Here is a 21,057-nt window from a genome sequence, read left to right as displayed (position 1 = left end):
CTTGTTAACCTTTGACCTGAGTTGGGCCAATCGAAAGGACAGTCGTGACCGTGAAGACCCTCGTTAAAGGCTTCGCAACCGGAGCCGCAGCAGCTGCCGTAGTAGCCGCTGCAGCGGGTGGTGTGACGTCGATTGCAGTGAGCGCGCCGTCGCAGGCCCCGGCGATTCAGCCCGTGGTTTGGGACATCCCGATGCCGGCGGCACCCGCTCCCGATCTGCAGGCGCCGCTGGTGCAGACCCTCAACGGACTGGCCGGCGGGGGTTCCTACTCGGGCCCCAAGGGCACGTACATCCAGGGCGGGCTCGGCCGAATCGAATCCCGGTTGGCCGATGGCAAGTACAAGGACGCCGCGGCCAAGGGCTACTTCCCGTTGACCTTCTCCATCGCCGACATCGACCTCAACGGTGCCATCGCCACTGCGAACGTGACCGCCACCGCCCAGACCGGGGCCACCGCGTCGCAGCCCGTGACGTTCATCCAGGGCCCCAGCCCCAGCGGCTGGCAGATCTCGAAGGACTCCGCGTTGGCGCTCCTTTCCTCGGTGGGCTGATCCACCGTTGCGTCGTAGCCCGGCCGTAGCTCTGAGCGCCGTCACCATCACCTTGGTGGCGGCGCTCGGGCTTTCTGGCTGCGCTTCCGACGATCGGCCCGCGGCGGTTCCCAGCCCGCGCGCCACCAGCACGACGGGACTGACGGCCTCGCCGACGGCCGCACCACTGCCGGCCCCCGAGGCGCTCACCGACGTGCTGTACCGGCTTGCCGACACTTCGATTCCCGCTGAGCAGAAACTCGGCTTGGTGCAGTACGCGACCCCGGACGACCAGGCGGCGCTCGGCAACTTCGGGCAGGCGCTGCAGGACGGCGGCTTTCGCCAGCTGACCGTTGCGGCCACCGACCTGAAGTGGTCGGCCGAGCCGAACAACGTGTTCGCCACGGTGAGCATCGGCACATTGGACGATCCGGCGAGGCGATTCACGTTCCCGATGGAGTTCAGTCCGATCAGGAGCGGCTGGCAACTCACCCGGCGCACGGCCGATCAGCTGTTGCAGTTGGGCTCGGCGCCCGCGCCAACGCCGCCGGGCTGAGCCCATCCCGGCGCCGCGCCGGTCAGGTTCGCTTGCGGCGCGCCGGGGCGGGGGTCACCGTGCCGGGCGCCAACTTGCGCGCACTGATGAGGAACGCGGTGTGGCCGCGCATGGAATGCTGCGGACGCACCGCCAGCCCAACGACGTCCCAGCCGCGTTGCAGGGACTCCCATGATCGCGGTTCGGTCCAGCACTGCTGTTCGCGCAGCGCCTCGACCGTGCGCGAGAGCTGCGTCACCGTGGCGACGTAGACGATGAGCACGCCGCCTGCGACGAGCGCGTTGGCGACGGCGTCGAGCACCTCCCACGGCGCCAGCATGTCGAGCACGGCCCGATCGACCTGCTCGCCCTCGTAGTCGGCGACGTCCGCGACGCGCAGGTGCCAGTTGGGCGGGTGCTCGCCGAAGAACGTGACGACGTTGCGGACCGCGTGTTCGGCGTGGTCGGCGCGGACGTCATAGGAGGTCACCGAGCCGGTGGGCCCGACCGCGCGTAGCAGCGAGCAGGTCAGGGCTCCGGAGCCTGCGCCGGCCTCGAGCACCTTGGCGCCGGGGAACATGTCGCCCTCGTGCACGATCTGCGCCGCGTCCTTCGGGTAGATCACCTGTGCGCCGCGCGGCATCGACAGCACGTAGTCGATCAGCAAGGGCCGCAGCACCAGGAACGAGTCGCCGTTGGCGGCCTTGACCACACATCCCTCGGGCTGGCCGATGATGTCGTCGTGGGCGATCCCACCGCGATGGGTGTGGTATTCGTCGCCCGCCGCGAGCACCATCGTGTAATGCCGCCCCTTGGGGTCCGTGAGCTGCACACGATCACCGACGACGAACGGACCGGTGATGGGCACGGACGTCAGCCTGCCAGCAGACGCGCCGCAGCGGGTGCGCGGGGCTGTCGGACCCGGACCATAGGCTGCAGACGTGTCTGACGAACCGGTAGCGCCCGTACGGCGGCCCGCTTTGTCGCCGTCGCGTGCCAGCGACTTCAAACAGTGCCCGCTGCTCTACCGGTTCCGGGCCATCGACCGCCTGCCCGAGCCGTCGTCGACCGCGCAGGTGCGCGGTTCCGTCGTACACGGCGCGCTGGAACGGCTCTACGCCCTGCCTGCGGCCGACCGCGACGCGGACACCGCGGTCACACTCGTCGACCCGGCCTGGGAGCGCATCGTCGCCGAACATCCCGAGCTCGCCTCCGAGTTCGCGCCCGAGCTGCAGAGGCAGCTGCTCGACGAGGCCAGGGCACTGCTCACCGGCTACTACCGGCTCGAGGACCCCACCCGATTCGACCCGGAGTCGTGCGAGCAGCGGGTCGAGGTCGAGCTGTCCGACGGCACGCTGCTGCGCGGGTTCGTCGACCGCATCGACGTCGCGCCCACCGGTGAGCTCAGGGTGGTCGACTACAAGACCGGCAAGGCGCCGCCAGCGGCGCGCGAACTCGCCGAGGCCAAGGCCATGTTCCAGATGAAGTTCTACGCGGTGGCGCTGCTGCGGTCGCGGGACGTACTGCCTTCGCGGCTACGCCTGCTGTACCTCGCCGACGGCCAGGTGCTGGACTACACCCCCGAGCTCGACGAGCTGCTGCGCTTCGAGAAGACGTTGATGGCCATCTGGCGGGCCATCCAGAACGCCGGGGCCACAGGCGATTTCCGCCCACACCCGTCGCGAATGTGCGACTGGTGTGCACACCACGAGCACTGTCCCGTCTTCGGTGGCACTCCCCCGCCGTATCCCGGTTGGCCGGAGCCCGGGAAGTCGGCGGAGCCCGCAGCGTGATCGACTGTCTGTACCGTCGGCTGCCCGCCGACGGGGACTTCGAGGTCTTCGAGTCCACCGACGGCACCCGCAGCAATTGGGATGCCGAGATTCAGCACGGCTCACCACCGTTGGCGCTCATGACGAAGTCCATCGAGGAATTGGCCGCCCCTGCGCTGCGGATCGGCCGCCTGACGCTCGACATCCTCGGCGCCATACCCGTTGCGCCGGTGAAGGTCCGGGCGTGGACCGTGCGTCCGGGTGCCCGCATCGCGTTGATGTGTGCCGAGCTGACGCCCGTCGGCGGCGAGCGTCCGGTGGCCCGTGTCACCGCGTGGCTGCTGGCCACCAGCGACACCGCCGACGTCGCGTCGGACCGCCATCGGCCGCTGTCCGAAGGGGAATCGCTGCCCAACCCCCACGCCTGGGTGGGCGCCCCTGGGTATCTGGAGACGGTGCGTTGGCGCAAGCAGGCCACGCCTGCGGGAGCGTCGGCCGAGGTGTGGCTCAGTCCGCTGGTGCCCCTCGTCGACGCCGAACCCGTCACGGACGTCCAGCGCCTCGCCCTGGTTGTCGACTCGGCCAACGGCGCCGGCGCCGCCCTTGACCCCGAGGAGTTCCTGTTCATGAACACCGACACCACGGTCCACCTGCATCGGGTACCGACCGGCACCGACTTCGGGTTGCGGGCCAAAGCATCGATCGGGCCCGACGGCATCGGCGTCACCACCGCCGACCTGTTCGATCGTCGGGGCTTCATCGGCACCTGCGCCCAGACCCTGCTGGTGCTGCGGCGCTGACCATGAATATGCACTTGCATCTATATAGTTCAGGTGCAATATTGGGAGCATGGACGTCTTCGAAGCCGTCGCCGAACCCAGCAGACGCACGCTGCTGGACGCCCTGCGGAGCGGTGAACGCACCGCGGGCGAACTGGTCGCCACCCTCCCTGATCTGACGCAGCCCACGGTGTCGCGACACCTGCGGGTGCTGCGCGAGGTAGGGCTCGTCGAGGTCCGCTCCGACGCGCAGCGCCGGATCTACGCGCTCCGGGCCGACGGGCTCGTCGAGATGGACGACTGGATCAACTCCTACCGCCACTTCTGGACGAGTCATCTGGATGCCCTGGAGCAGCACATGAAGTCGACGTTCGAGGAGACCTCGTGAGCGACCACGACGGACGGCTCGTCATCGACGGCGACCACGCCACGCTCGTCTTCGAGCGCAGGTTGCCGTTCGCGGTCGAGGCGGTGTGGGCGGCGATCACCGACCCGGCGCATCGCAACCGCTGGATGGGCCCCACGAAGCTCGACCCCCGCACAGGCGGCTCCATCGAGACGGTGGCATCGGGTCCACCGCTTCCCCCGGACCGGAAGCGGATGACCGGCCGGATCCTCGTCTGGGAGCCCCCGCACGTCTTCGAACACGAATGGAACCAACCCATCGTCGAACCAGGGGTGGTGCGCTACGAACTGCAGCCGGACGGACCGGGAACGCTGCTGCGGTTCAGCCACCGCGGGCTGAGCGTGCCCAACGCGACCGGATTCCGTTCGGGCACACACGCGTTCCTCGACCGGCTCGAGGCACTGTTGGCCGGCGAACCATTGCCCAACTGGGCGCAGCGCGTCACCGCGATCAGCGGCGTCGCACCGAGCGAAAGGGAATTCTCATGACCGACAACGGTTTCGGTGTCCGACCCACGGTGGCCATTGCGTATCACTCGGGCTTCGGCCACACAGCGACCCTGGCCGAAGCGGTGGCGGCCGGTGCCCGCTCGGGTGGTGCCGACGTGACGGTGATCGCCGTGAACTCGATGACGGACACCGAGTGGGACGTGCTCGATCGCGTGGACGGCATCGTCTTCGGCTGCGCCACCTACATGGGAAACGTCTCGGCGGGCTTTCAGGCATTCGCGGAGCAGACCGGCCGCCGCTGCCTCAACGGGAGTTGGCGCGACAAGGTCGCCGCGGGCTTCACCAACTCCGGCGCCAAGAGCGGCGACAAACTCGCTTCGCTGATGTCGTTGGCGGTGTTCGCCGCCCAGCACCACATGCACTGGGTGAACCTGGGCCTCGGCGCGGGCTGGAACAGCGCCACCGGCAGCGAGCACGACCTGAACAGACTTGGATTCTGGCTTGGTGCGGGCACGCAGACCGACGTCGACGCCAACCCCGACGAGGTGCATCCGGCCGACGTCCGCACGTGTGAGCACCTCGGCCGCCGGATGGCGACGGTCACGGGGCAGTTCGTCGCGGGACGCGCTGCCGCGCAGGCTAATCCAGTGGTTTCAACTCTTGCAGCATCGTCGGCACCAGCTCACTGACCGTGGGGTGGATGTGCATGGTCCGCGAGATCGCCGTATACGGCAGCTTCGCGGTCATGACGTCGAGGATGTCCTGAATCACCTCGTCACCACCGACACCGAGAATCGACGCGCCGAGGATCTGCTCCGTCTCGGCGTCGACGACCACCTTCATGAAGCCCTGCGTCTCGCCCTTCTCGACGGCCCGACCGACGCGCGTCATCGGCCGCTTGCCCACCAGCGCCTTGCGCCCCGATGCCCGCACCTCGTCGGCCGTCATACCCGCGCGGCCCAGCGGCGGGTCGATGTAGAGCGCGTACGTGGTGACTCGGTCGCTGACCCGGCGCGGGTCGTCGTCGAGCAGGTTGGCGGCGACGATCTCGAAGTCGTTGTACGACGTGTGAGTGAACGCGCCCTTGCCATTGCAGTCGCCCATCGCCCAGATGTGCTCGACGGTGGTGCGCAACTGGTCGTCGACGGTGACGAAGCCTCGAGCGTCGGTCTCGACCCCCGCCGTCTCCAGCCCCAGGTCGTCGGTGTTGGGCCGCCGGCCCGTCGCGACCAGCAGGTGAGTACCCGAGATTGGCTCGGCGCCGTCGCGTGGATACAGGTCGAAACCGTTGTCCCGCTTGGCTACCCGCATGTCGGTCGCCCCGACGTGGATGTCGATACCCTCGGCCTCGAGGATCTCCTTCACGGTCGCGGAGACGTCCTCGTCCTCCCGCGCGGTCAGCCGCGGCCCCTTCTCCACGACGCTGACCTTGGCCCCGAACCGCCGGTACATCTGCGCGAACTCCAGCGCGATGTAACTGCCACCGACGATCACCAGATGCTCTGGCAGGGTCTCGAGGTCCAAAATGCCGACGTTGGTGAGGAAGTCGACGTCCGAGAGTCCTGGGATGTCGGGGACGACGGCGCGGCCGCCCACGTTGAGGAAGATCTTGTCGGCCTCCAGCAGCTGATCGTCGACCCGAACGGTGTGCGGCCCCTCGAAGCGGGCGTGGCCGCGGATCAGGGTGCACCGCGGCATCCCCTCGAGCCAACCCTCGACCCCGTGGCGGTCATCGAGCATGACTTTGTCCTTGCGGGACTTGACCTTTGACATGTCGACGGTGACCGAGCCGGTGCCAACCCCGTAGTCGGCGGCCCGCCTCGCCACGTGGGCGGTGTGAGCACTGGCCACCAGGGTCTTGGTGGGGATGCAGCCGTAGTTGACGCAGGTCCCGCCGACGAGCTTGCGTTCGATCACGGCGACGGTGTGACCGGCCTCGGTCAGCCGACCAGCCAGCGGCGGGCCCGCCTGGCCCGCGCCGATGATGATCGCGTCGAATCTTGTTGGTTCAGAACCCATCTAGACGGCCGACGCCAGTGCGACGACGGCAAACCCGCCCAACACCGCGATCGCGTCCTCACTCAACGCGATAGGCAGGTCGTGTCCGCCGTTGGCTGCGACCAACTTGCGACGGGCCTGAAAACCACCCAGCGTGCCCAACACCGCACCGATGACGCCCGCACCAAGCGCACTGATCGTGTGGTGCGACGCCGCGCCGATCACCGCACCGGCGAACGCGCCGGTGAGCAGCCGGGCGGCGAACTGCGGCGTCACCGTCCGAGGCGGGGTGGACGGCAACTGATCGGTGACGAGTTCGACCACCAACAAGATGGTCAGCACCGTCACGGTGATGGGATGCCCGACCCATTGCGCCCACGTTCCGTCCAGCGGCAGCCAGCCGAGCGCGGCACCCCATGCGACGACGGCAGGCGGGGTCAGTGCGCGCAGCCCTGCGACCACACCGATGAGTAGGGCGAGCAGCAGAATGAGGACTTGCGACATGACGACCTTCCGAGCGGTCCAGTGATGACTGGGAACCTAGCACCTCGGAGGCGGTCAGAAGCGGCAGAACCTGATGTCCGAGGCCAGGATTGCCTTCGCCCCGATGGCGGCCAACTCGTCCATGATCGCGTTGACGTCGCGGCGCGGCACCAGTGCGCGGACGGCGACCCAGGCGGGGTCGGCCAGGGGTGCAATCGTCGGCGATTCGAGTCCAGGGGTAACTTCGGTCGCTCGCTCGAGCACCGTGCGAGGGCAGTCGTAGTCCAGCATCAGGTACTGCTGGCCGAAGACGACACCCTGGACCCGGGCGGCGAGCTGCTCGCGGGACGCGACCGTCGCCGGGTCGGCGTCGGCGCGCTCGATCAGCACGGCCTCCGAGTCGCACAACGGGTCTCCGAACGCCACCAGGTCGTGCAGCCCAAGCGTGCGACCCGAACCGACGACGTCGGCGATGACGTCGGCCACCCCCAACTGCACGGAGATCTCGACGGCGCCGTCGAGCCGGATGACCGTCGCCTCGATCCCCTTGGCCGCCAAGTCCTTACGAACAAGGTTGGGAAAGGAGGTGGCGATGCGCTTGCCCGCAAGGCCAGCGACCGACCACTGTTGGCCGACCGGACCCGCGTACCGGAACGTCGAATTGCCGAAGCCCAGCGCCAGGCGTTCCCGCACGGGAGCGTCGGAATCGGCGGCGAGGTCCCGCCCGGTGATGCCGAGGTCCAGCTGCCCGGAGCCGACGTAGATCGCGATGTCCTTGGGCCGCAGGAAGAAGAACTCCACGTTGTTGACGGGGTCGATGACCGTCAGGTCCTTCTGGTCCCTGCGCTTGCGGTAGCCCGCCTCCGACAGGATCTCGGCGGCCGACTCGCTCAGCGCGCCCTTGTTCGGTACGGCGACCCGCAACATGGCACTCATAGTTTCGCGTACACGTCGTCGAGGGTGAGCCCACGCGAGATCATCAGCACCTGCGTCCAGTACAGCAGCTGGCCGATCTCGCCTGCCAAGGCCTCGTCGCCCTCGTGCTCGGCGGCGATCCACACCTCACCGGCCTCTTCGAGGACCTTCTTGCCCAGCCCGTGCACGCCGCCGTCGAGCGCCTTGACGGTGCCACTTCCTGCAGGTCGGGTGCGCGCTCGTTCGCTGAGTTCGGCGAACAGCGCGTCGAAGGTCTTCACGGGACGCGATTGTGTCACGGCGCCGCGAGCGAAGTCACGGCAGTTACGCCGCGGTTCCGCCGCTCAGGTGCTGGCCTTGGGTAACTCGTGCTTCATGATCTCGCCGTGCATGTCCTCTAGCGAGACGCCCTTCGTTTCCATGACCCACTTCCACACGAACAGGCCCGACAGGATCGCGCAGACTCCGTAGAAGCCGTACGCAAGGCCCAAGTGCTCACGCAGTCCGGGGAATGTGACGGTGATCAGCCAGTTGGCCGCCCACTGGCCCGCCGCGGCCAGGCCAAGAGCGGCGGCCCGGATGCGGTTCGGGAACATCTCGCCCAGCAGCACCCAGACGACCGGGCCCCAGGACATACCGAATGCGACGACGAACAGGTTGGCCGCGACCAGGGCGATCATCCCGGACGCGCCGGGCAGGTCCGGCGTGCCGTCGGGCTTCAACGTCGCGTTGCCGAAGATGACCGCCATCGTGAGGAGCGTGACCGCCATACCCGACGAACCGATGAGCAGCAGTGGCTTGCGCCCGATCTTGTCGATCAGCGCGATGGCGATCAACGTCGTCAGCACGTTGATGACCGACGTGATCACCGTGAATTTCGCGGAATCGTCAGCGCTGTACCCGACCGCCTGCCACAGCACGTTGGAGTAGTAGAAGATCACGTTGATGCCGACGAACTGCTGGAAGATCGACAGCCCCAGGCCAACCCACACGATTCCGTAGATGCCGCCGGTCGGCGCCTTCAGATCGCGCAGTGACGGCTTGTCCTCCCGCTCCAGCGAGTCGTGGATGCGGGTGATGGTGATCTCGAGGTTCTTCTCCCCGAGCAGCATGCTGAGCACCTTGCGGGCCTCTGGAATGCGGTGACTGGCAACGAGATACCGCGGTGACTCCGGAATGGTGAACGCCAGCACCCCGTACACGAGAGCGGGGATCGCCATCATCAGGAACATCCAGCGCCACGCGTCGACACCGAACCACAGTGGCTCGTTCGGGCCGCCGGCCGCCCATTGCAGGAGCCAGTTGACGGCGAATGAGGCGAAGATGCCCAACACGATGGCCAGCTGTTGCAGGGACCCCAGTCGGCCACGGATGCGCGGCGGGGACGTCTCGGCGATGTATGCCGGGGCGATGACGGAGGCCACGCCGACCCCGATGCCGCCGACGACGCGGAACAGCACCACGGTCCAGACCTCGTGGGCGAAGCCCGTTCCGATCGCACTGAGGAGGAACAGCACGGCGGCGATCTTCATGACCGAGATACGGCCGATCTTGTCGGCGATCCAACCTGCCGTCATCGCGCCGACCGCCGCACCCAAGAGCGCTGAGGCGACGGCGAAACCAAGTTCGGCGTTGCCAATGCCGAAGTCTTCCTGGATCGAGTCGACTGCTCCGTTGATGACGGCGCTGTCATAGCCGAACAGCAGGCCGCCCAACGCGGCGACCGAGGCGATTCGGATGGCGGTGCCACCCGACGAGAAGTCCTCGTCGGAGATGACGGACGACGAGTCGTCGACGGGGGGTCCCTGACCAGCCATGTGGCTTCCTTCCGCAGCGCTGCGTGATGTGAGTCACATCAACCTTGGCACAGTCAGGCAACCGATAGGGCCGTATCCAAGTGCGGGTTTATCGGACCGCAACCAGCGAAATCGCGTGAATGAGAACGCTACTGCTTGATCCGTTCGGATCCGTCGCACAGCAACTCGTGAATCCCACGCAGGTCGGACACCTCGAGGTTGGCGAGCGTCACCACGTGGCGACGGCGCGGGCCGCTCGGCACGTCGACGTCGTTGGGCACGACCATGACTGGGCAGCCGGCGGTCTCCGCCGCTGCGGTTCCGGTGACCGAGTCCTCGATGGCGAGGCACTGCTGCGGCGCGAAGCCGAGCAGTTCGGCGGCTCGTAGGTAGGCATCCGGTGCCGGCTTGGCATGGACGACCTCGTCTCCGCAGACCGACGCCGAGAAGTAATGCTTGCCAATGCTTTTCAGCGCCTGTTCGGTGAGGCTCCGGCGCGTGTTGGTGACCAATGCCATGGGGACGCCGTCGGCGAGAAGTGCGTCAAGCAGCTCGCGGGCACCGGGGAGCCACGGCAACCCCGCCTCGAAGAGTTCGCCGGTCCGATCGTGCAGCCAGTCTGCGGACTCGTCCATCGCCACCGGGTCAAGCTCCAGTCCGAGGTCGTCGTAGACGGCCCTCATGACGCTCTCCGCCGACCCACCGACCGTCGCCTCCCGCACCTCCGGGGTCATCACGCCACCGAGCCGGCCATAGAGCTCCTGCATCGAGACGTCCCAGAGCTTCTCCGAGTCGACGAGCGTGCCGTCCATGTCCCACAGCACCGCACGCATGGCTGCCATTCTGTCATTGTCGGGGGGCGTCGCTACGGTCGAACCCATGACCATTCTGGTGACTGGGGCAACAGGAAACATCGGCAGGCGGGTGGTTGACCATCTGATCACCTTGGGCGTCAAGGACATCCGGGCGCTCACCAAGAACCCGGCGAAGGCCAACTTGCCCGACGGTGTGACAGCCGTCACCGGTTATCTCGGCGACCCCGAGTCACTGCCCGCCGCATTCGAGGGCGTCGAGCGCATGTATCTGGCGCCACTGCCCAAGACCCTCGACAGCACCCTGCAGCTGGCCAGGCAGACGAATGTGGAGTACGTCGTCGCGCTGTCCGGCGGCGCGCACTGGGCTGAACACGCGGACGCTGTGGCGGCATCGCGGTTACCCCACACGCAACTCGGACCCGGCGAATTCTGCGAGAACTTCGCGATGTGGGCAGAGCAGATCCGGACCACGCAGACCGTGCGGGAGCCGTATCCAGACGCGGTGGAGGCACCGGTCTCGATGGACGACATCGCCCGGGTAGCCGCGCAGCTGCTCGCCCAGCCCGAGGATGCTCACCTATCGAAGATGTACGACCTCACCGGTCCGGAGTCGCTGAGTCGCGCTCAGATCGCCGAGCAGATCGGCGTCGGCATTGGCGTACCGGTGACGATGCAGCAATGCGGCCGCGCGGAAGCCGAGGAGCTGCTGCGTCCCGTCATGGGCGACGGCGTGCAGTGGTACTTCGACCTGTTCAGCGACGATGGCGAGCCGCAGCTCGCCAACGATCTGGTGCAACGGCTGACGGGATCTCCCGCGGCGTCGATGGCCCAGTGGGCGGCCGCCAATGCCGACCAGTTCCGCTAAGCTGGTCCTCGACCGTCTCCATATGCGGTTTCAATTGCGCGACAGCGGTTTTCATGACCGGGCTCAGTCCTCCGGGTTGTAGCCGAGGTTGGGACCCAGCCAGCGCTCGGCTTCCTGGAGGGTCCAGCCCTTGCGCTTCGCGTAGTCGGCGACCTGGTCCTGGGCCATCCGGCCGACCACGAAGTACTGCGACTGTGGGTGCGAGAAGTACCAGCCGCTGACGGCAGCACCGGGCCACATCGCCATCGACTCGGTCAGCTCGATGCCGGTCCGCGCGCTCACGTCCATCAACTCCCAGAGCGTCGCCTTCTCGGTGTGCTCCGGGCAGGCCGGGTAGCCCGGCGCTGGGCGGATTCCCACGTACTTCTCCCCGATGAGCGCCTCGTTGTCCAGCTGCTCGTCGGGCTGGAATCCCCAGAACTCCTTGCGAACCCGTTGGTGCATCCGTTCGGCGAACGCTTCTGCCAGCCGGTCGGCGAGCGACTCCAGCAGGATCGCGCTGTAGTCGTCGTTGGCCGCCTTGAACTCGACGATCTTGTCTCCGCTGCCGAGCCCGGTGGTGACGGCGAAGGCGCCGACGTAGTCAGCCAGACCGGTGTCCTTGGGCGCGATGAAATCGCCCAGCGACCGGTTCGGGATGCCGTCCCGGTGCTCGCCCTGCTGGCGCAGGTTGTGCAACCTGGTCAACACCTCGGTCCGGGTCTCGTCGGTGTAGACCTCGAAGTCGTCGCCGACGGCGTTGGCCGGGAAGAAGCCGATGACCCCGTTGGCGGTCAGCCACTTCTCCTTGATCAGGGTGTCGAGCATCTCCTGGGCGTCGTCGTACAGCTTGCGGGCAGTCTCGCCCGAGACCGGGTTGTTGAGGATGTCGGGGAACCTGCCCTTCATCTCCCAGGCGTTGAAGAACGGCTGCCAGTCGATGTACTCGCGCAGCTCGGCGATGTCGTAGTCAAGAAATTCTCGTACTCCCACACCTTGCGCGGGCACCGGCGGCGTGTAGCCGTCCCACTCGATCGGCGTCCGGTTCGCGCGAGCCTTCTCCAGCGTCAGCATCGGCCGCTCACTCTTCTGGGCGTGCCGTTCGCGCAGGGATGCGTAGTCCTTCTCGGTGGCCTCCAGCAGCGCCGTCCGCTGCTTGTCGTCGAGAAGCGCAGCCGCGACCGGCACCGAGCGCGAAGCGTCCTTGACCCAGACCACCGGACCGCTGCGGCGCGGCGACACCTTCACGGCCGTGTGAGCGCGCGAGGTGGTCGCGCCACCGATCAGCAGCGGGATCTCCAGCCCCTGACGCTCCATTTCGACGGCGAAGTTGACCATCTCGTCCAGAGACGGGGTGATCAGGCCGGACAGCCCGATGATGTCGGCGTTGTGCTCCTTGGCCGCGTCCAGGATCTTCTGGGCAGGCACCATCACACCGAGGTCGATCACCTCGTAGTTGTTGCACTGCAGGACGACCCCGACGATGTTCTTGCCGATGTCATGGACGTCGCCCTTCACCGTCGCCATGATGATCGTGCCGTTGGTGTCCTTGTTCCCGGCTGCAGCGCCAGACTCTTCCTTCTCCGCCTCGATGAACGGCAGCAGGTACGCCACCGCCTTCTTCATCACCCGGGCCGACTTCACGACCTGGGGCAGGAACATCTTCCCTGCGCCGAAGAGGTCACCGACGACGTTCATGCCGTCCATCAACGGCCCTTCGATCACCTCGATCGGGCGACCACCTGCGCCCGCGATCTCGGCCCGCAATTCCTCGGTATCGGACTCGACGTTGGCGTCGATGCCCTTGACCAGGGCATGCGTGATCCGCTCGCGGACCGGGAGGCTGCGCCACTCGGCGGCCTTCGGATCCTCGGTCTTCTCCGACTTGTTGAACCGCTCTGCGATCTCCAGGAGCCGTTCGGCCGCATCCTCGCGACGGTTCAGCACCACGTCCTCGATCCGGTCCCGCAGCTCGGGGTCGATCGAGTCGTAGGGCACCAGCGCACCCGCGTTGACAATGCCCATGTCGAGGCCGGCCTTGATGGCGTGGAACAGGAACACCGCGTGGATCGCCTCGCGGACGGGGTTGTTGCCCCGGAACGAGAACGACACGTTCGAGATACCGCCGGAGATGTGCACCCCTGGAAGGTTCTCCTTGATCCAGGCGCAGGCCTCGATGAAGTCGATCCCGTACGTCGCGTGCTCCTCGATACCGGTCGCCAGCGCGAAGCAGTTTGGGTCGAAGATGATGTCCTCGGCCGGGAAGCCGACCTCTTCGGTCAGGATCCGGTAGGCGCGCCCGCAGATCTCCTTGCGGCGCTCCAGGTTGTCGGCCTGACCCTGCTCGTCGAAGGCCATCACGACGACGGCGGCGCCGTACTTGCGGCACAGCCGTGCCTCGCGGACGAACTTCTCCTCGCCCTCCTTCATGGAGATCGAGTTGACGATCGGCTTGCCCTGCACGTTCTTAAGACCGGCCTCGATGACTTCCCACTTGGAGGAGTCGATCATCACCGGGACGCGGCTGATGTCCGGCTCGGACGCGATCAGCTTGGTGAACCGGTCCATCGCGGCGATGCCGTCGATCATGCCCTCGTCCATGTTGATGTCGATGACCTGCGCACCGACCTCGACCTGCTGCAGGGCGACCGACAGCGCGGTGTCGTAGTCCTCGGCCTTGATCAGGTTGCGGAACCGGGCGGAGCCGGTGATGTTGGTGCGCTCACCGATGTTGACGAACAGGGAGTCCTCGGTGATGTTGAGCGGCTCCAGGCCCGAGAGCCGGGTGGCCACCGGGATCTCCGGCAGCTCGCGCGGCGGCGTGCCCTCGACGATCTTGGCGATCTCGGCGATGTGCGGCGGGGCCGTTCCGCAGCAACCACCGACCAGGTTGACTAGGCCGGCCTCGGCGAACTCGGCGAGGTAGCCGGCCTGAGCCTCCGGGGACTCGTCGTACTCGCCGAAGGCGTTGGGCAGGCCGGCGTTCGGGTAGCAGGAGACGAAGGTGTCCGCGATCCGCGCCAGCTCGGCGATGTAGGGCCTCATCTCCGGCGCGCCAAGGGCGCAGTTGAGGCCGACCGCGATCGGCTTCGCGTGCCTGATCGCGTTCCAGAATGCTTCAGTGACCTGACCGGACAACGTCCGGCCGGAAGCATCGGTGATGGTGCCCGAGATGATCACCGGCCAGCGGCGTCCGCGGTCCTCGAACAGCGTCTCGAGGGCGAACACCGCCGCCTTGGCGTTCAGCGAGTCGAAGATCGTCTCGATGATGAGGAGGTCGGAACCACCGTCGACCAGGCCGTTGGCAGCTTCGCGGTAGGCGGCGACCAGCTGGTCGTAGGAGACGTTGCGGGCTCCGGGGTCGTTGACTTCCGGCGAGATCGACGCGGTCCGCGTCGTCGGACCGATGGCGCCGGCGACGTAGCGGGGCTTCTCCGGGGTGCTGAACTCGTCGCAGACCGCCCGCGCCAGGGCAGCGCCGGCGTAGTTCAGCTCGTAGCCCAGCTCCGCCATGTCGTAGTCGGCGAGCGAGACCGCATTCGAATTGAACGTGTTGGTCTCGAGGATGTCGGCGCCCGCCTCGAGGTACTCGCGGTGGATCCCCTCGATGATCTGCGGCTGCGTCAGGGTGAGCAGGTCGTTGTTGCCCTGAAGAGCGGTCGGCCACTCCGTGAACCGCTCGCCGCGGTAGCCGGCCTCGTCCGGCCGGTCCCGCTGGATCGCCGTGCCCATCGCGCCGTCGATCACCATGATCCGCTGGCCGAGAGCGGCCGTGAGTTCGTCGGTGCAGTCGGGGCGGATGTTCGGCTCCCAGGCGTTCACACAGCACTCCTTCCATAGCGGAAGGCGTCCTTAACTCTGCCGAGCGTGGCGGATACCGGCAGAGACCCCGGAACCGTTGCAACGCCTCTCGACCAGAAAAGTCTACGTCGTCACTTGATCAACGACTGGACACCCATCTCGCCACCGCGACCCCAACCCCTTGGCGATCGTAGTTACCAAAGCTAACCAGATTGCAGTCGACCGTATTTCGTCTCGACGGCGTCGGCGCCGGCCTCGGGGTTGTCGAAGTCGTCCGGCAGGGTAATCGCGCCCAATCCGACCCGCGCGGCGATGGGCCTCCCTGGCGCGTTGCAAGGCTTAGGCTGGGCTGGTGACAGACCTGCCAGACTTGCAGGACACCATCATCGTGGCGGCCTTCGAAGGCTGGAACGACGCCGGTGACGCGGCCAGTGACGCCCTCGAGCACCTCGACGCGATCTGGGAAGCGGAGACGCTGGTCGAGATCGATGACGAGGCCTATTACGACTACCAAGTGAACCGACCGGTGATCCGTCAGATCGACGGCGTCACCCGCGAGCTCGTCTGGCCGTCGATGCGGATATCGCACTGCCGCCCGCCCGGCAGCGAGCGCGACATCGTCCTGATGCACGGCGTGGAGCCCAACATGCGGTGGCGCACCTTCTGCGCCGAATTGCTGGCCATCGCCGACAAGCTCAACGTCGACACCGTCGTCATCCTCGGCGCACTACTCGCCGACACGCCACACACCCGCCCGGTACCGGTGTCCGGCGCCGCGTACTCCCCCGAGTCCGCCAAGTTCTTCGGCCTGGAGGAGACGCGCTACGAGGGGCCGACGGGCATCGCCGGGGTGTTCCAGGACGCGTGCGTCGCCGCGGGCATCCCCGCCGTCACGTTCTGGGCGGCGGTCCCCCACTACGTGTCGCAGCCGCCGAACCCAAAGGCGACGGTCGCCCTGCTGCGGCGCGTCGAGGACGTGCTCGACATCGAGGTACCGCTGGCCGATCTGCCGATCCAGGCCGAGGAGTGGGAACAGGCGGTCAGCGAGATGACGGCCGAGGACGAGGAGATCGCCGAGTACGTGCAGTCACTCGAGGAGCGGGGCGACGCCGAGGTCGACATGTCCGAGGCGCTCGGCAAGATCGACGGCGACGCGCTGGCCGCCGAGTTCGAGCGCTACCTGCGTCGTCGCGGGCCCGGCTTCAGGTCCTGACCTCAGCGGGCCTTCGCCGCAGCGCGTTCCGACTTCGCGGCGCCGCGTTCGAGATAGCGCGCCTTCGACTGCTCGAACTTCGCGGCCTCGGTCTCCATTTGGGCGATGAAGGCGGCCAACTCGTCGCGATTCTGCGCTCCCGTGCCGGTGAAGTCGTCGCGTTCGAAGATCCGCCAGTACCGGAGCACCGGCAACACCACCTCGTCGAGATGCTGACGAAGGTCGTAGATGCCGCCGACAGCGATCTTGACGGCGTTGCGGCGGAAGTTCGGTATCGAGAAGCCTGGCATCTGAAAGTTCTTCAGGATTCGGCAGATCGAGTGCATGGCCTGATCGGGCGCGACGTCGAGCGCTGCGGCCCCCACGCCCCGGTAGAAGATCATGTGCAGGTTCTCGTCGGCCGACACCCGCCTGAGCAGCTGGTCGGCGATCGGCTCCTCGCAGGCCCGGCCGGTGTTGCGGTGTGACACACGGGTGGCGAGCTCCTGGAACGTCACGTAGACCAGCGCGTCGAGCATCGACTCCGGCCGGACCGAACCCTGACCCTGCTGGCCGGGGCTGAATCCGGCGGTCACCTGCCCAATCCTGGCCATTTCCAACGCATTCGGGTCAACTGCCCTGGTGACTACGAGGTAGTCGCGCAACGCGATGCCGTGCCTGCTCTCCTCCACCGTCCATCGGTTGACCCAGGCACCCCAGGCGTCGTCGAGGCTGAAGTGCTCGGCGATGGCACGGTGGTACGACGGCAAGTTGTCCTCGGTGAGCAGGTTGGTCACCATGGCGATCCTGGCGATCTCGGAGAGCCGCGACTCGTCGAGTGACCAGTCGTGCCCGCCGAGTTGGCGAAAGTCCGATCCCTCGGTCCACGGCACGTAGTCGTGGGGATTCCAGTTCCTGGTCGACGCGAGGTGTTGATTGAGTCCCGCCTCGGCAACGGGTTCGAGCTCTCGAATCAACTGCAGGTCGGTGATTGGTTTCGGCATGCCCGACCCTCCGCATCTCGCTGTGTGACCGCACAGGCTACCGCAGCGGGGCCCCGAAGCCCGGGATGTCGGCCTATACCTTGACCGGCGCGGGCGCCTTCCAACTTCCGTTCAGCGCATCGGGTTTCGGCCAGTACAAGCGCATGACCAACATGAACGGCCCCTCGGGAGCGGGCAGCCAGTTGGCCAGTTTCGCCGCCTCGGGAGGGTCGTGCTGGACGTAGATCGTGTAGCCGCCGTCGGGATCCTTGCTCAGGTCCGGGACCATCGGGGAGTTGATCAGGTACCGGTTGATCGAGTTGGCCACCAGCAGGCTCTGCGGCATTTCGTACATCGTGACCGACCAGAACGCGTTGACGGGCGGCAACTGGCCGGGCGGGAACGTCACCGTGTACTTGTTCGCCCCCGTCAGCGGGGCCCCTGCCGCGTCGTTCGCGAAGCTGGGATAGACGGCCTCGGCGGCGGTGTTGCCGTAGATGCCGAGCGCGGCACCCGCCATCCGGTACAGGTAGTTGCCCTTCAGGTCGGCCGCCGTCCCGAAGAACTGGGCAGAGCCGACCTTGCCGGTGTCGACCTCGTTGGTCTTCAGCGCATCGAGCTCCGCCCATGCGTCGGCCATGCCGGCCTCGATCGCCGAACGCGTTGCGGGGTCCAGCTTCTCCGGGTTGAACCCACGGTCGGGTCCGATCCCGAGCGAGGCGAACCGCGCGCGGAGCTCGGATTCGGCGGGCGAGATCGGGGCGAACCGCATCAAGAACCCGAGCAGGTCGAAGAACTGCAGCGACGTGCGCTCCTGCTCCTTGGTCAGCGGAGGCGCGAAGTCGATGGGCGGCGCGGCTGGAGGTGGGGGTTGATTCAGGTAGACCGACAGCGGGGCGACCTGGTAGCCGGCCTGAATCTTCTTGACGTTGTCGAGGTCGTCCGGGCCGAACAGCTGGGTGCGGTAGAGCACCAGGGCCAGGTCGGTGTCGGACTGGATCACCTCGTCGATGCCGTCGGGCTTTGATCCCTTCCAGTTCGGCCCGGCCAGTAGGAACTTGCCGCCGCCGTTGCCCGTGGTCCGGCTGCCCGCGTAGGCGATGTTGTAGGTGTAGAGATCGACGAACTGCAGCGAGTAGTAGCGCTCCTGCTCGATCGGCGGCACGGTCAGCACCAGCGGCTCGGTGCGCAGGTCGGCGCCGAGGGCGGAGTACGGCGTATCCGAGTTGGGCGTCTGGATCGCCTTGTCTTCGGGCGTGTAAACCCTTGCCGTGTTGTGGATTTCGTTCCATGCGCCCTTGTACTCGGGATCGTCCTTGTCGACGAAGTAGGAGTACATGACCCGATAGTTGTCGACCATCGGGAAGCCGTAGACGTAGGCCTCCTTCGCGATCGCCCGCGCTTGTTCTGCGGTGACGGCCGCAGGAGGCGCCGCCGACGTCGAGCTCGCGACCTCCGGTGAAGCGGGCTTCGTACAGCCGGCAAGCAGCAGGGTGGCCACCAACACCGCAAACAGTCGACGCATCACTTCTCCAGCGCTTCGGTGCGGGCGCTCATCGACCGCCCCAGCGCCGCCACCTCCGCATCCATCTTCGGCAGCAGTTCGGGCACGGACTTCAGCGTGGCCGATTCACCGATCGGCGTGGCGAGGACTGGCTTCAACCAACGCAGCAGGCCAACCCAACGCGGGCAGTTGATCCGACGCTTGCGGCCTTCGATGCCCTTGACGAAGAGCTCACCGCACTTCTCCACCGACGTGGTCTTGCCCAACGGACGGGGCAGCCTCTCGAGCATCTCCTTGAAGGCCGGCGAGTCGGCCTTGCCTTCGCGCACCAGGGGCGTGTCGATCCACAGCATGTGAGCAGATCCGACGTCGACGCCGCGGTGAGCGACTTCAAGGCGCAGGGCGCTGGCGAAGTGCTCGGTGGCGGCCTTCGACGCGTCGTACGGCGCCATACCCGGGGCCGCCGCATACGCCGCTGCCGACGATACGACAAGCACGTATCCGCGTCGCTCAATCACGGACGGCAGTGCAGCCCGCACGGTGTGGAACACCCCGACGACGTTGACGTCGATGAGCGTCTTGAAGGCGATGGGATCGACGCCGAGCACGGACCCCGCGGTCGCAATCCCTGCGTTGGCGATCACGACGTCGATGCCGCCGAACCGCGCGACACCCTTCTCGACTGCCGACTCCATCGCCGAGAGGTCGCGGCCGTCCGCGACCCCCGTCAACACCCGGTCCTCACCCAACCGGGTGGCCACCTCCTGGAGCCTGCCCTCGTCCAGGTCGGTCAGCAGGAGCTTGGCGCCCTTTCCGTGGAGACGGCGGGCCACTTCAGCGCCGATGCCGTTCGCGCCGCCGGTTATCAGCACGACTTTCCCGTTCACAGAAACCATGGCCGAAACGTACTCCACTCCGGTCCGGCGAGGGCGGGGTCGGGCAGGTCTACAGCTCCACGCCCAACAGCGCGTCGACCGCGGTGGCCACGGTGCGCGGCGCCTCGGTGTCGTGGCCCCCGTACTCCAGGGCATCGGTACACCAACCATCAAGCGCCGCAATGGCCTTGGGTGTATCGAGGTCGTCGGCGAGGTAGCCGCGCACCCGGGCGATCACGTCGGCGGCGTCGGGCCCGGCGGGCAGCGAAGTGGCCGTCCGCCACCGCGCCAGCCTCGCCTGCGCGTCGGCCAGCACGTCGTCGCTCCACGACCTGTCCTCGCGGTAGTGCCCGGCGAACAGGCCAAGCCGAATGGCGGCGGACTCCACGCCGTCGGCGCGCAGCCGCGACACCAGCACCAGGTTGCCGCGGCTCTTGCTCATCTTGTGCCCGTCCCAGCCGATCATCCCCGCGTGCACGTAGTGCCGCGCGAATCGCCGCTCCCCCGTGACGGACTCGGCGTGGGCGGCGGAGAACTCGTGGTGCGGGAAGATGAGATCGCTGCCGCCGCCCTGGATGTCGAGCCCGGTGCCGATGCGATCCAACGCGATCGCGGCGCACTCGACGTGCCAGCCTGGCCGACCCGGGCCGAACGGCGAAGGCCAGCTGGGCTCGTCGGGCCGCGCCGCGCGCCACAGCAACGCGTCGAGTTCGTCACTCTTGCCCGGACGGTCGGGGTCGCCGCCGCGCTCGGCGAACAGGCGCATCATCGTGTCGCGGTCGTAGCCGGACTCGTAGCCGAACTGCACCGTGGCGTCGGCGTGGAAGTACACGTCGGGGTACTCCGCGTCCTCGACGACGTACGCCGCACCGGTGGCCAGGAGCTTCTCGACCACCGCGATAACCTCGGCGATGGCCTCGGTGGCGGCGACGTAGTCATGCGGCGGTAGCACCCGAAGCGCCTCCATGTCCTCGCGGAACAGCTGGGTTTCACGGTCGCCGAGCGCACGCCAGTCCAGCCCGTCGCGGGCGGCCCTTTCGAACAGCGGGTCGTCGACGTCGGTGATGTTCTGCACGTAGTGGACCTGGTGTCCCGAGTCCAGCCACACGCGGTGAACCAGATCGAAGGTCAGGTAGGTCGCGGCATGGCCGAGGTGCGTCGCGTCGTACGGCGTGATGCCGCATACGTACATCGTCGCGCGCTCACCGGCGGACACCGGGCGGACCTGGCGGTCGGCGCTGTCGAACAGGCGCAGCTGCGGGCCCTGGCCCGGCACCAGCGGTACTCCCGGCGCGGGCCACGATCGCATGGCGTCGACTCTAGGGTTTATGAGGTCCTCCTCGCGCGGTGGTCAGGTCTCGACGCTTAGCGACAACGCGG

21 protein-coding genes are annotated in these 21,057 nt (G+C 67.2%); 9 read left to right on the top strand and 12 right to left on the bottom strand.

Features of this window, described 5'->3' with window-relative positions; translation table 11 throughout:
• The first annotated feature begins 44 nt into the window (after window positions 1–44).
• Complete coding sequence (locus tag SLQ33_RS01955) at window positions 45–551, top strand: hypothetical protein (RefSeq protein ID WP_319452086.1); 507 nt, start codon at window positions 45–47, stop codon at window positions 549–551.
• Window positions 552–558: 7 nt separating this feature from the next.
• On the top strand, window positions 559–1,086 hold the full coding sequence (locus tag SLQ33_RS01950) for a hypothetical protein (protein ID WP_319452085.1): 528 nt from the start codon (window positions 559–561) through the stop codon (window positions 1,084–1,086).
• Between the two features lie 22 nt (window positions 1,087–1,108).
• Here the strand turns inward: SLQ33_RS01950 and SLQ33_RS01945 are convergent, their stop codons facing one another.
• Window positions 1,109–1,933, bottom strand: a complete 825-nt coding sequence (locus SLQ33_RS01945; protein WP_319452084.1) for a tRNA (adenine-N1)-methyltransferase — start codon at window positions 1,931–1,933, stop codon at window positions 1,109–1,111.
• 73 nt (window positions 1,934–2,006) lie between these two features.
• On the opposite strand from SLQ33_RS01945, the gene SLQ33_RS01940 reads away from it, so the two are divergent.
• The 5 genes from SLQ33_RS01940 to SLQ33_RS01920 are packed head-to-tail and all read left to right on the top strand — an operon-like array spanning window position 2,007 to window position 5,160.
• Entirely contained in the window at window positions 2,007–2,858 is an 852-nt protein-coding gene (locus SLQ33_RS01940) for a RecB family exonuclease (protein ID WP_319452083.1), read from the top strand.
• The gene (locus tag SLQ33_RS01935) at window positions 2,855–3,637 is read left to right on the top strand and encodes a thioesterase family protein (protein ID WP_319452082.1); all 783 of its coding nucleotides are present in this window, start codon (window positions 2,855–2,857) and stop codon (window positions 3,635–3,637) included. Before SLQ33_RS01940 ends, SLQ33_RS01935 begins: the two co-directional genes overlap by 4 nt.
• Before the next feature lie 49 nt (window positions 3,638–3,686).
• Window positions 3,687–4,004: a metalloregulator ArsR/SmtB family transcription factor gene (locus SLQ33_RS01930; protein WP_319452081.1), complete on the top strand. Its 318-nt coding sequence runs from the start codon at window positions 3,687–3,689 to the stop codon at window positions 4,002–4,004.
• The gene (locus SLQ33_RS01925; protein WP_319452080.1) at window positions 4,001–4,510 is read left to right on the top strand and encodes an SRPBCC family protein; all 510 of its coding nucleotides are present in this window, start codon (window positions 4,001–4,003) and stop codon (window positions 4,508–4,510) included. Before SLQ33_RS01930 ends, SLQ33_RS01925 begins: the two co-directional genes overlap by 4 nt.
• Window positions 4,507–5,160 carry a flavodoxin family protein gene (locus SLQ33_RS01920; RefSeq protein ID WP_319452079.1) on the top strand — a complete coding sequence of 218 codons (654 nt, stop codon included), beginning with the start codon at window positions 4,507–4,509 and terminating at the stop codon, window positions 5,158–5,160. The genes SLQ33_RS01925 and SLQ33_RS01920 overlap by 4 nt, the downstream gene beginning before the upstream one ends.
• Here the strand turns inward: SLQ33_RS01920 and SLQ33_RS01915 are convergent.
• From SLQ33_RS01915 to SLQ33_RS01890, 6 genes are all read right to left on the bottom strand, one after another.
• On the bottom strand, window positions 5,111–6,490 hold the full coding sequence (locus tag SLQ33_RS01915) for an FAD-containing oxidoreductase (protein WP_319452078.1): 1,380 nt from the start codon (window positions 6,488–6,490) through the stop codon (window positions 5,111–5,113). The two genes, SLQ33_RS01920 and SLQ33_RS01915, sit on opposite strands and share 50 nt — an antisense overlap.
• Complete coding sequence (locus tag SLQ33_RS01910; protein ID WP_319452077.1) at window positions 6,491–6,973, bottom strand: DUF4126 family protein; 483 nt, start codon at window positions 6,971–6,973, stop codon at window positions 6,491–6,493.
• 54 nt (window positions 6,974–7,027) lie between these two features.
• The gene (gene hisG, locus SLQ33_RS01905; RefSeq protein WP_319452076.1) at window positions 7,028–7,879 is read right to left on the bottom strand and encodes an ATP phosphoribosyltransferase; all 852 of its coding nucleotides are present in this window, start codon (window positions 7,877–7,879) and stop codon (window positions 7,028–7,030) included.
• Window positions 7,880–7,884: 5 nt separating this feature from the next.
• Complete coding sequence (locus SLQ33_RS01900; protein WP_319452075.1) at window positions 7,885–8,166, bottom strand: phosphoribosyl-ATP diphosphatase; 282 nt, start codon at window positions 8,164–8,166, stop codon at window positions 7,885–7,887.
• Between the two features lie 45 nt (window positions 8,167–8,211).
• Window positions 8,212–9,684 carry a sugar porter family MFS transporter gene (locus SLQ33_RS01895; RefSeq protein ID WP_319452074.1) on the bottom strand — a complete coding sequence of 491 codons (1,473 nt, stop codon included), beginning with the start codon at window positions 9,682–9,684 and terminating at the stop codon, window positions 8,212–8,214.
• Between the two features lie 128 nt (window positions 9,685–9,812).
• Window positions 9,813–10,496, bottom strand: coding sequence for an HAD family phosphatase (locus SLQ33_RS01890; protein WP_319452539.1), 684 nt, complete (start codon window positions 10,494–10,496; stop codon window positions 9,813–9,815).
• Window positions 10,497–10,542: 46 nt separating this feature from the next.
• Here SLQ33_RS01890 and SLQ33_RS01885 point away from each other — a divergent pair, with 46 nt between their 5' ends.
• On the top strand, window positions 10,543–11,343 hold the full coding sequence (locus tag SLQ33_RS01885; RefSeq protein ID WP_319452073.1) for an SDR family oxidoreductase: 801 nt from the start codon (window positions 10,543–10,545) through the stop codon (window positions 11,341–11,343).
• Window positions 11,344–11,406: 63 nt separating this feature from the next.
• Here the strand turns inward: SLQ33_RS01885 and metH are convergent, their stop codons facing one another.
• The gene (gene metH / locus SLQ33_RS01880; RefSeq protein ID WP_319452538.1) at window positions 11,407–15,072 is read right to left on the bottom strand and encodes a methionine synthase; all 3,666 of its coding nucleotides are present in this window, start codon (window positions 15,070–15,072) and stop codon (window positions 11,407–11,409) included.
• A 400-nt stretch (window positions 15,073–15,472) separates the two neighbouring features.
• On the opposite strand from metH, the gene SLQ33_RS01875 reads away from it, so the two are divergent.
• Window positions 15,473–16,336, top strand: coding sequence for a PAC2 family protein (locus SLQ33_RS01875; RefSeq protein ID WP_319452537.1), 864 nt, complete (start codon window positions 15,473–15,475; stop codon window positions 16,334–16,336).
• A gap of 2 nt (window positions 16,337–16,338) precedes the next feature.
• Here SLQ33_RS01875 and SLQ33_RS01870 read toward each other — a convergent pair whose 3' ends face one another.
• The 4 genes from SLQ33_RS01870 to mshC form a co-directional block, all read right to left on the bottom strand.
• Window positions 16,339–17,319, bottom strand: a complete 981-nt coding sequence (locus SLQ33_RS01870) for an acyl-ACP desaturase (protein WP_319452072.1) — start codon at window positions 17,317–17,319, stop codon at window positions 16,339–16,341.
• A gap of 73 nt (window positions 17,320–17,392) precedes the next feature.
• Window positions 17,393–18,826 carry a DUF1254 domain-containing protein gene (locus SLQ33_RS01865; RefSeq protein WP_319452071.1) on the bottom strand — a complete coding sequence of 478 codons (1,434 nt, stop codon included), beginning with the start codon at window positions 18,824–18,826 and terminating at the stop codon, window positions 17,393–17,395.
• On the bottom strand, window positions 18,823–19,698 hold the full coding sequence (locus SLQ33_RS01860; protein ID WP_319452070.1) for an SDR family oxidoreductase: 876 nt from the start codon (window positions 19,696–19,698) through the stop codon (window positions 18,823–18,825). Before SLQ33_RS01860 ends, SLQ33_RS01865 begins: the two co-directional genes overlap by 4 nt.
• Before the next feature lie 49 nt (window positions 19,699–19,747).
• Window positions 19,748–20,986 carry a cysteine--1-D-myo-inosityl 2-amino-2-deoxy-alpha-D-glucopyranoside ligase gene (gene mshC, locus SLQ33_RS01855; protein WP_319452069.1) on the bottom strand — a complete coding sequence of 413 codons (1,239 nt, stop codon included), beginning with the start codon at window positions 20,984–20,986 and terminating at the stop codon, window positions 19,748–19,750.
• Between the last annotated feature and the right edge of the window lie 71 nt (window positions 20,987–21,057).

The sequence above is a fragment of the Mycobacterium sp. RTGN6 genome (assembly GCF_033804605.1).
In the GTDB taxonomy this organism is placed as follows: domain Bacteria; phylum Actinomycetota; class Actinomycetes; order Mycobacteriales; family Mycobacteriaceae; genus Mycobacterium.
Note: the sequence above shows the minus strand (reverse complement) of the source record. Positions and strands in the feature narration are given on the sequence as shown.

Coding starts and splice junctions, on each gene's coding strand:
- SLQ33_RS01860 (WP_319452070.1), bottom strand. CDS start 19,698: ATGGTTTCTGTGAACGGGAAAGTCGTGCTGATAACCGGCGGCGCGAAC.
- SLQ33_RS01895 (WP_319452074.1), bottom strand. CDS start 9,684: ATGGCTGGTCAGGGACCCCCCGTCGACGACTCGTCGTCCGTCATCTCC.
- mshC (WP_319452069.1), bottom strand. CDS start 20,986: ATGCGATCGTGGCCCGCGCCGGGAGTACCGCTGGTGCCGGGCCAGGGC.
- SLQ33_RS01885 (WP_319452073.1), top strand. CDS start 10,543: ATGACCATTCTGGTGACTGGGGCAACAGGAAACATCGGCAGGCGGGTG.
- SLQ33_RS01930 (WP_319452081.1), top strand. CDS start 3,687: ATGGACGTCTTCGAAGCCGTCGCCGAACCCAGCAGACGCACGCTGCTG.
- SLQ33_RS01910 (WP_319452077.1), bottom strand. CDS start 6,973: ATGTCGCAAGTCCTCATTCTGCTGCTCGCCCTACTCATCGGTGTGGTC.
- SLQ33_RS01890 (WP_319452539.1), bottom strand. CDS start 10,496: ATGCGTGCGGTGCTGTGGGACATGGACGGCACGCTCGTCGACTCGGAG.
- SLQ33_RS01870 (WP_319452072.1), bottom strand. CDS start 17,319: ATGCCGAAACCAATCACCGACCTGCAGTTGATTCGAGAGCTCGAACCC.
- SLQ33_RS01920 (WP_319452079.1), top strand. CDS start 4,507: ATGACCGACAACGGTTTCGGTGTCCGACCCACGGTGGCCATTGCGTAT.
- metH (WP_319452538.1), bottom strand. CDS start 15,072: ATGGTGATCGACGGCGCGATGGGCACGGCGATCCAGCGGGACCGGCCG.
- SLQ33_RS01915 (WP_319452078.1), bottom strand. CDS start 6,490: ATGGGTTCTGAACCAACAAGATTCGACGCGATCATCATCGGCGCGGGC.
- hisG (WP_319452076.1), bottom strand. CDS start 7,879: ATGTTGCGGGTCGCCGTACCGAACAAGGGCGCGCTGAGCGAGTCGGCC.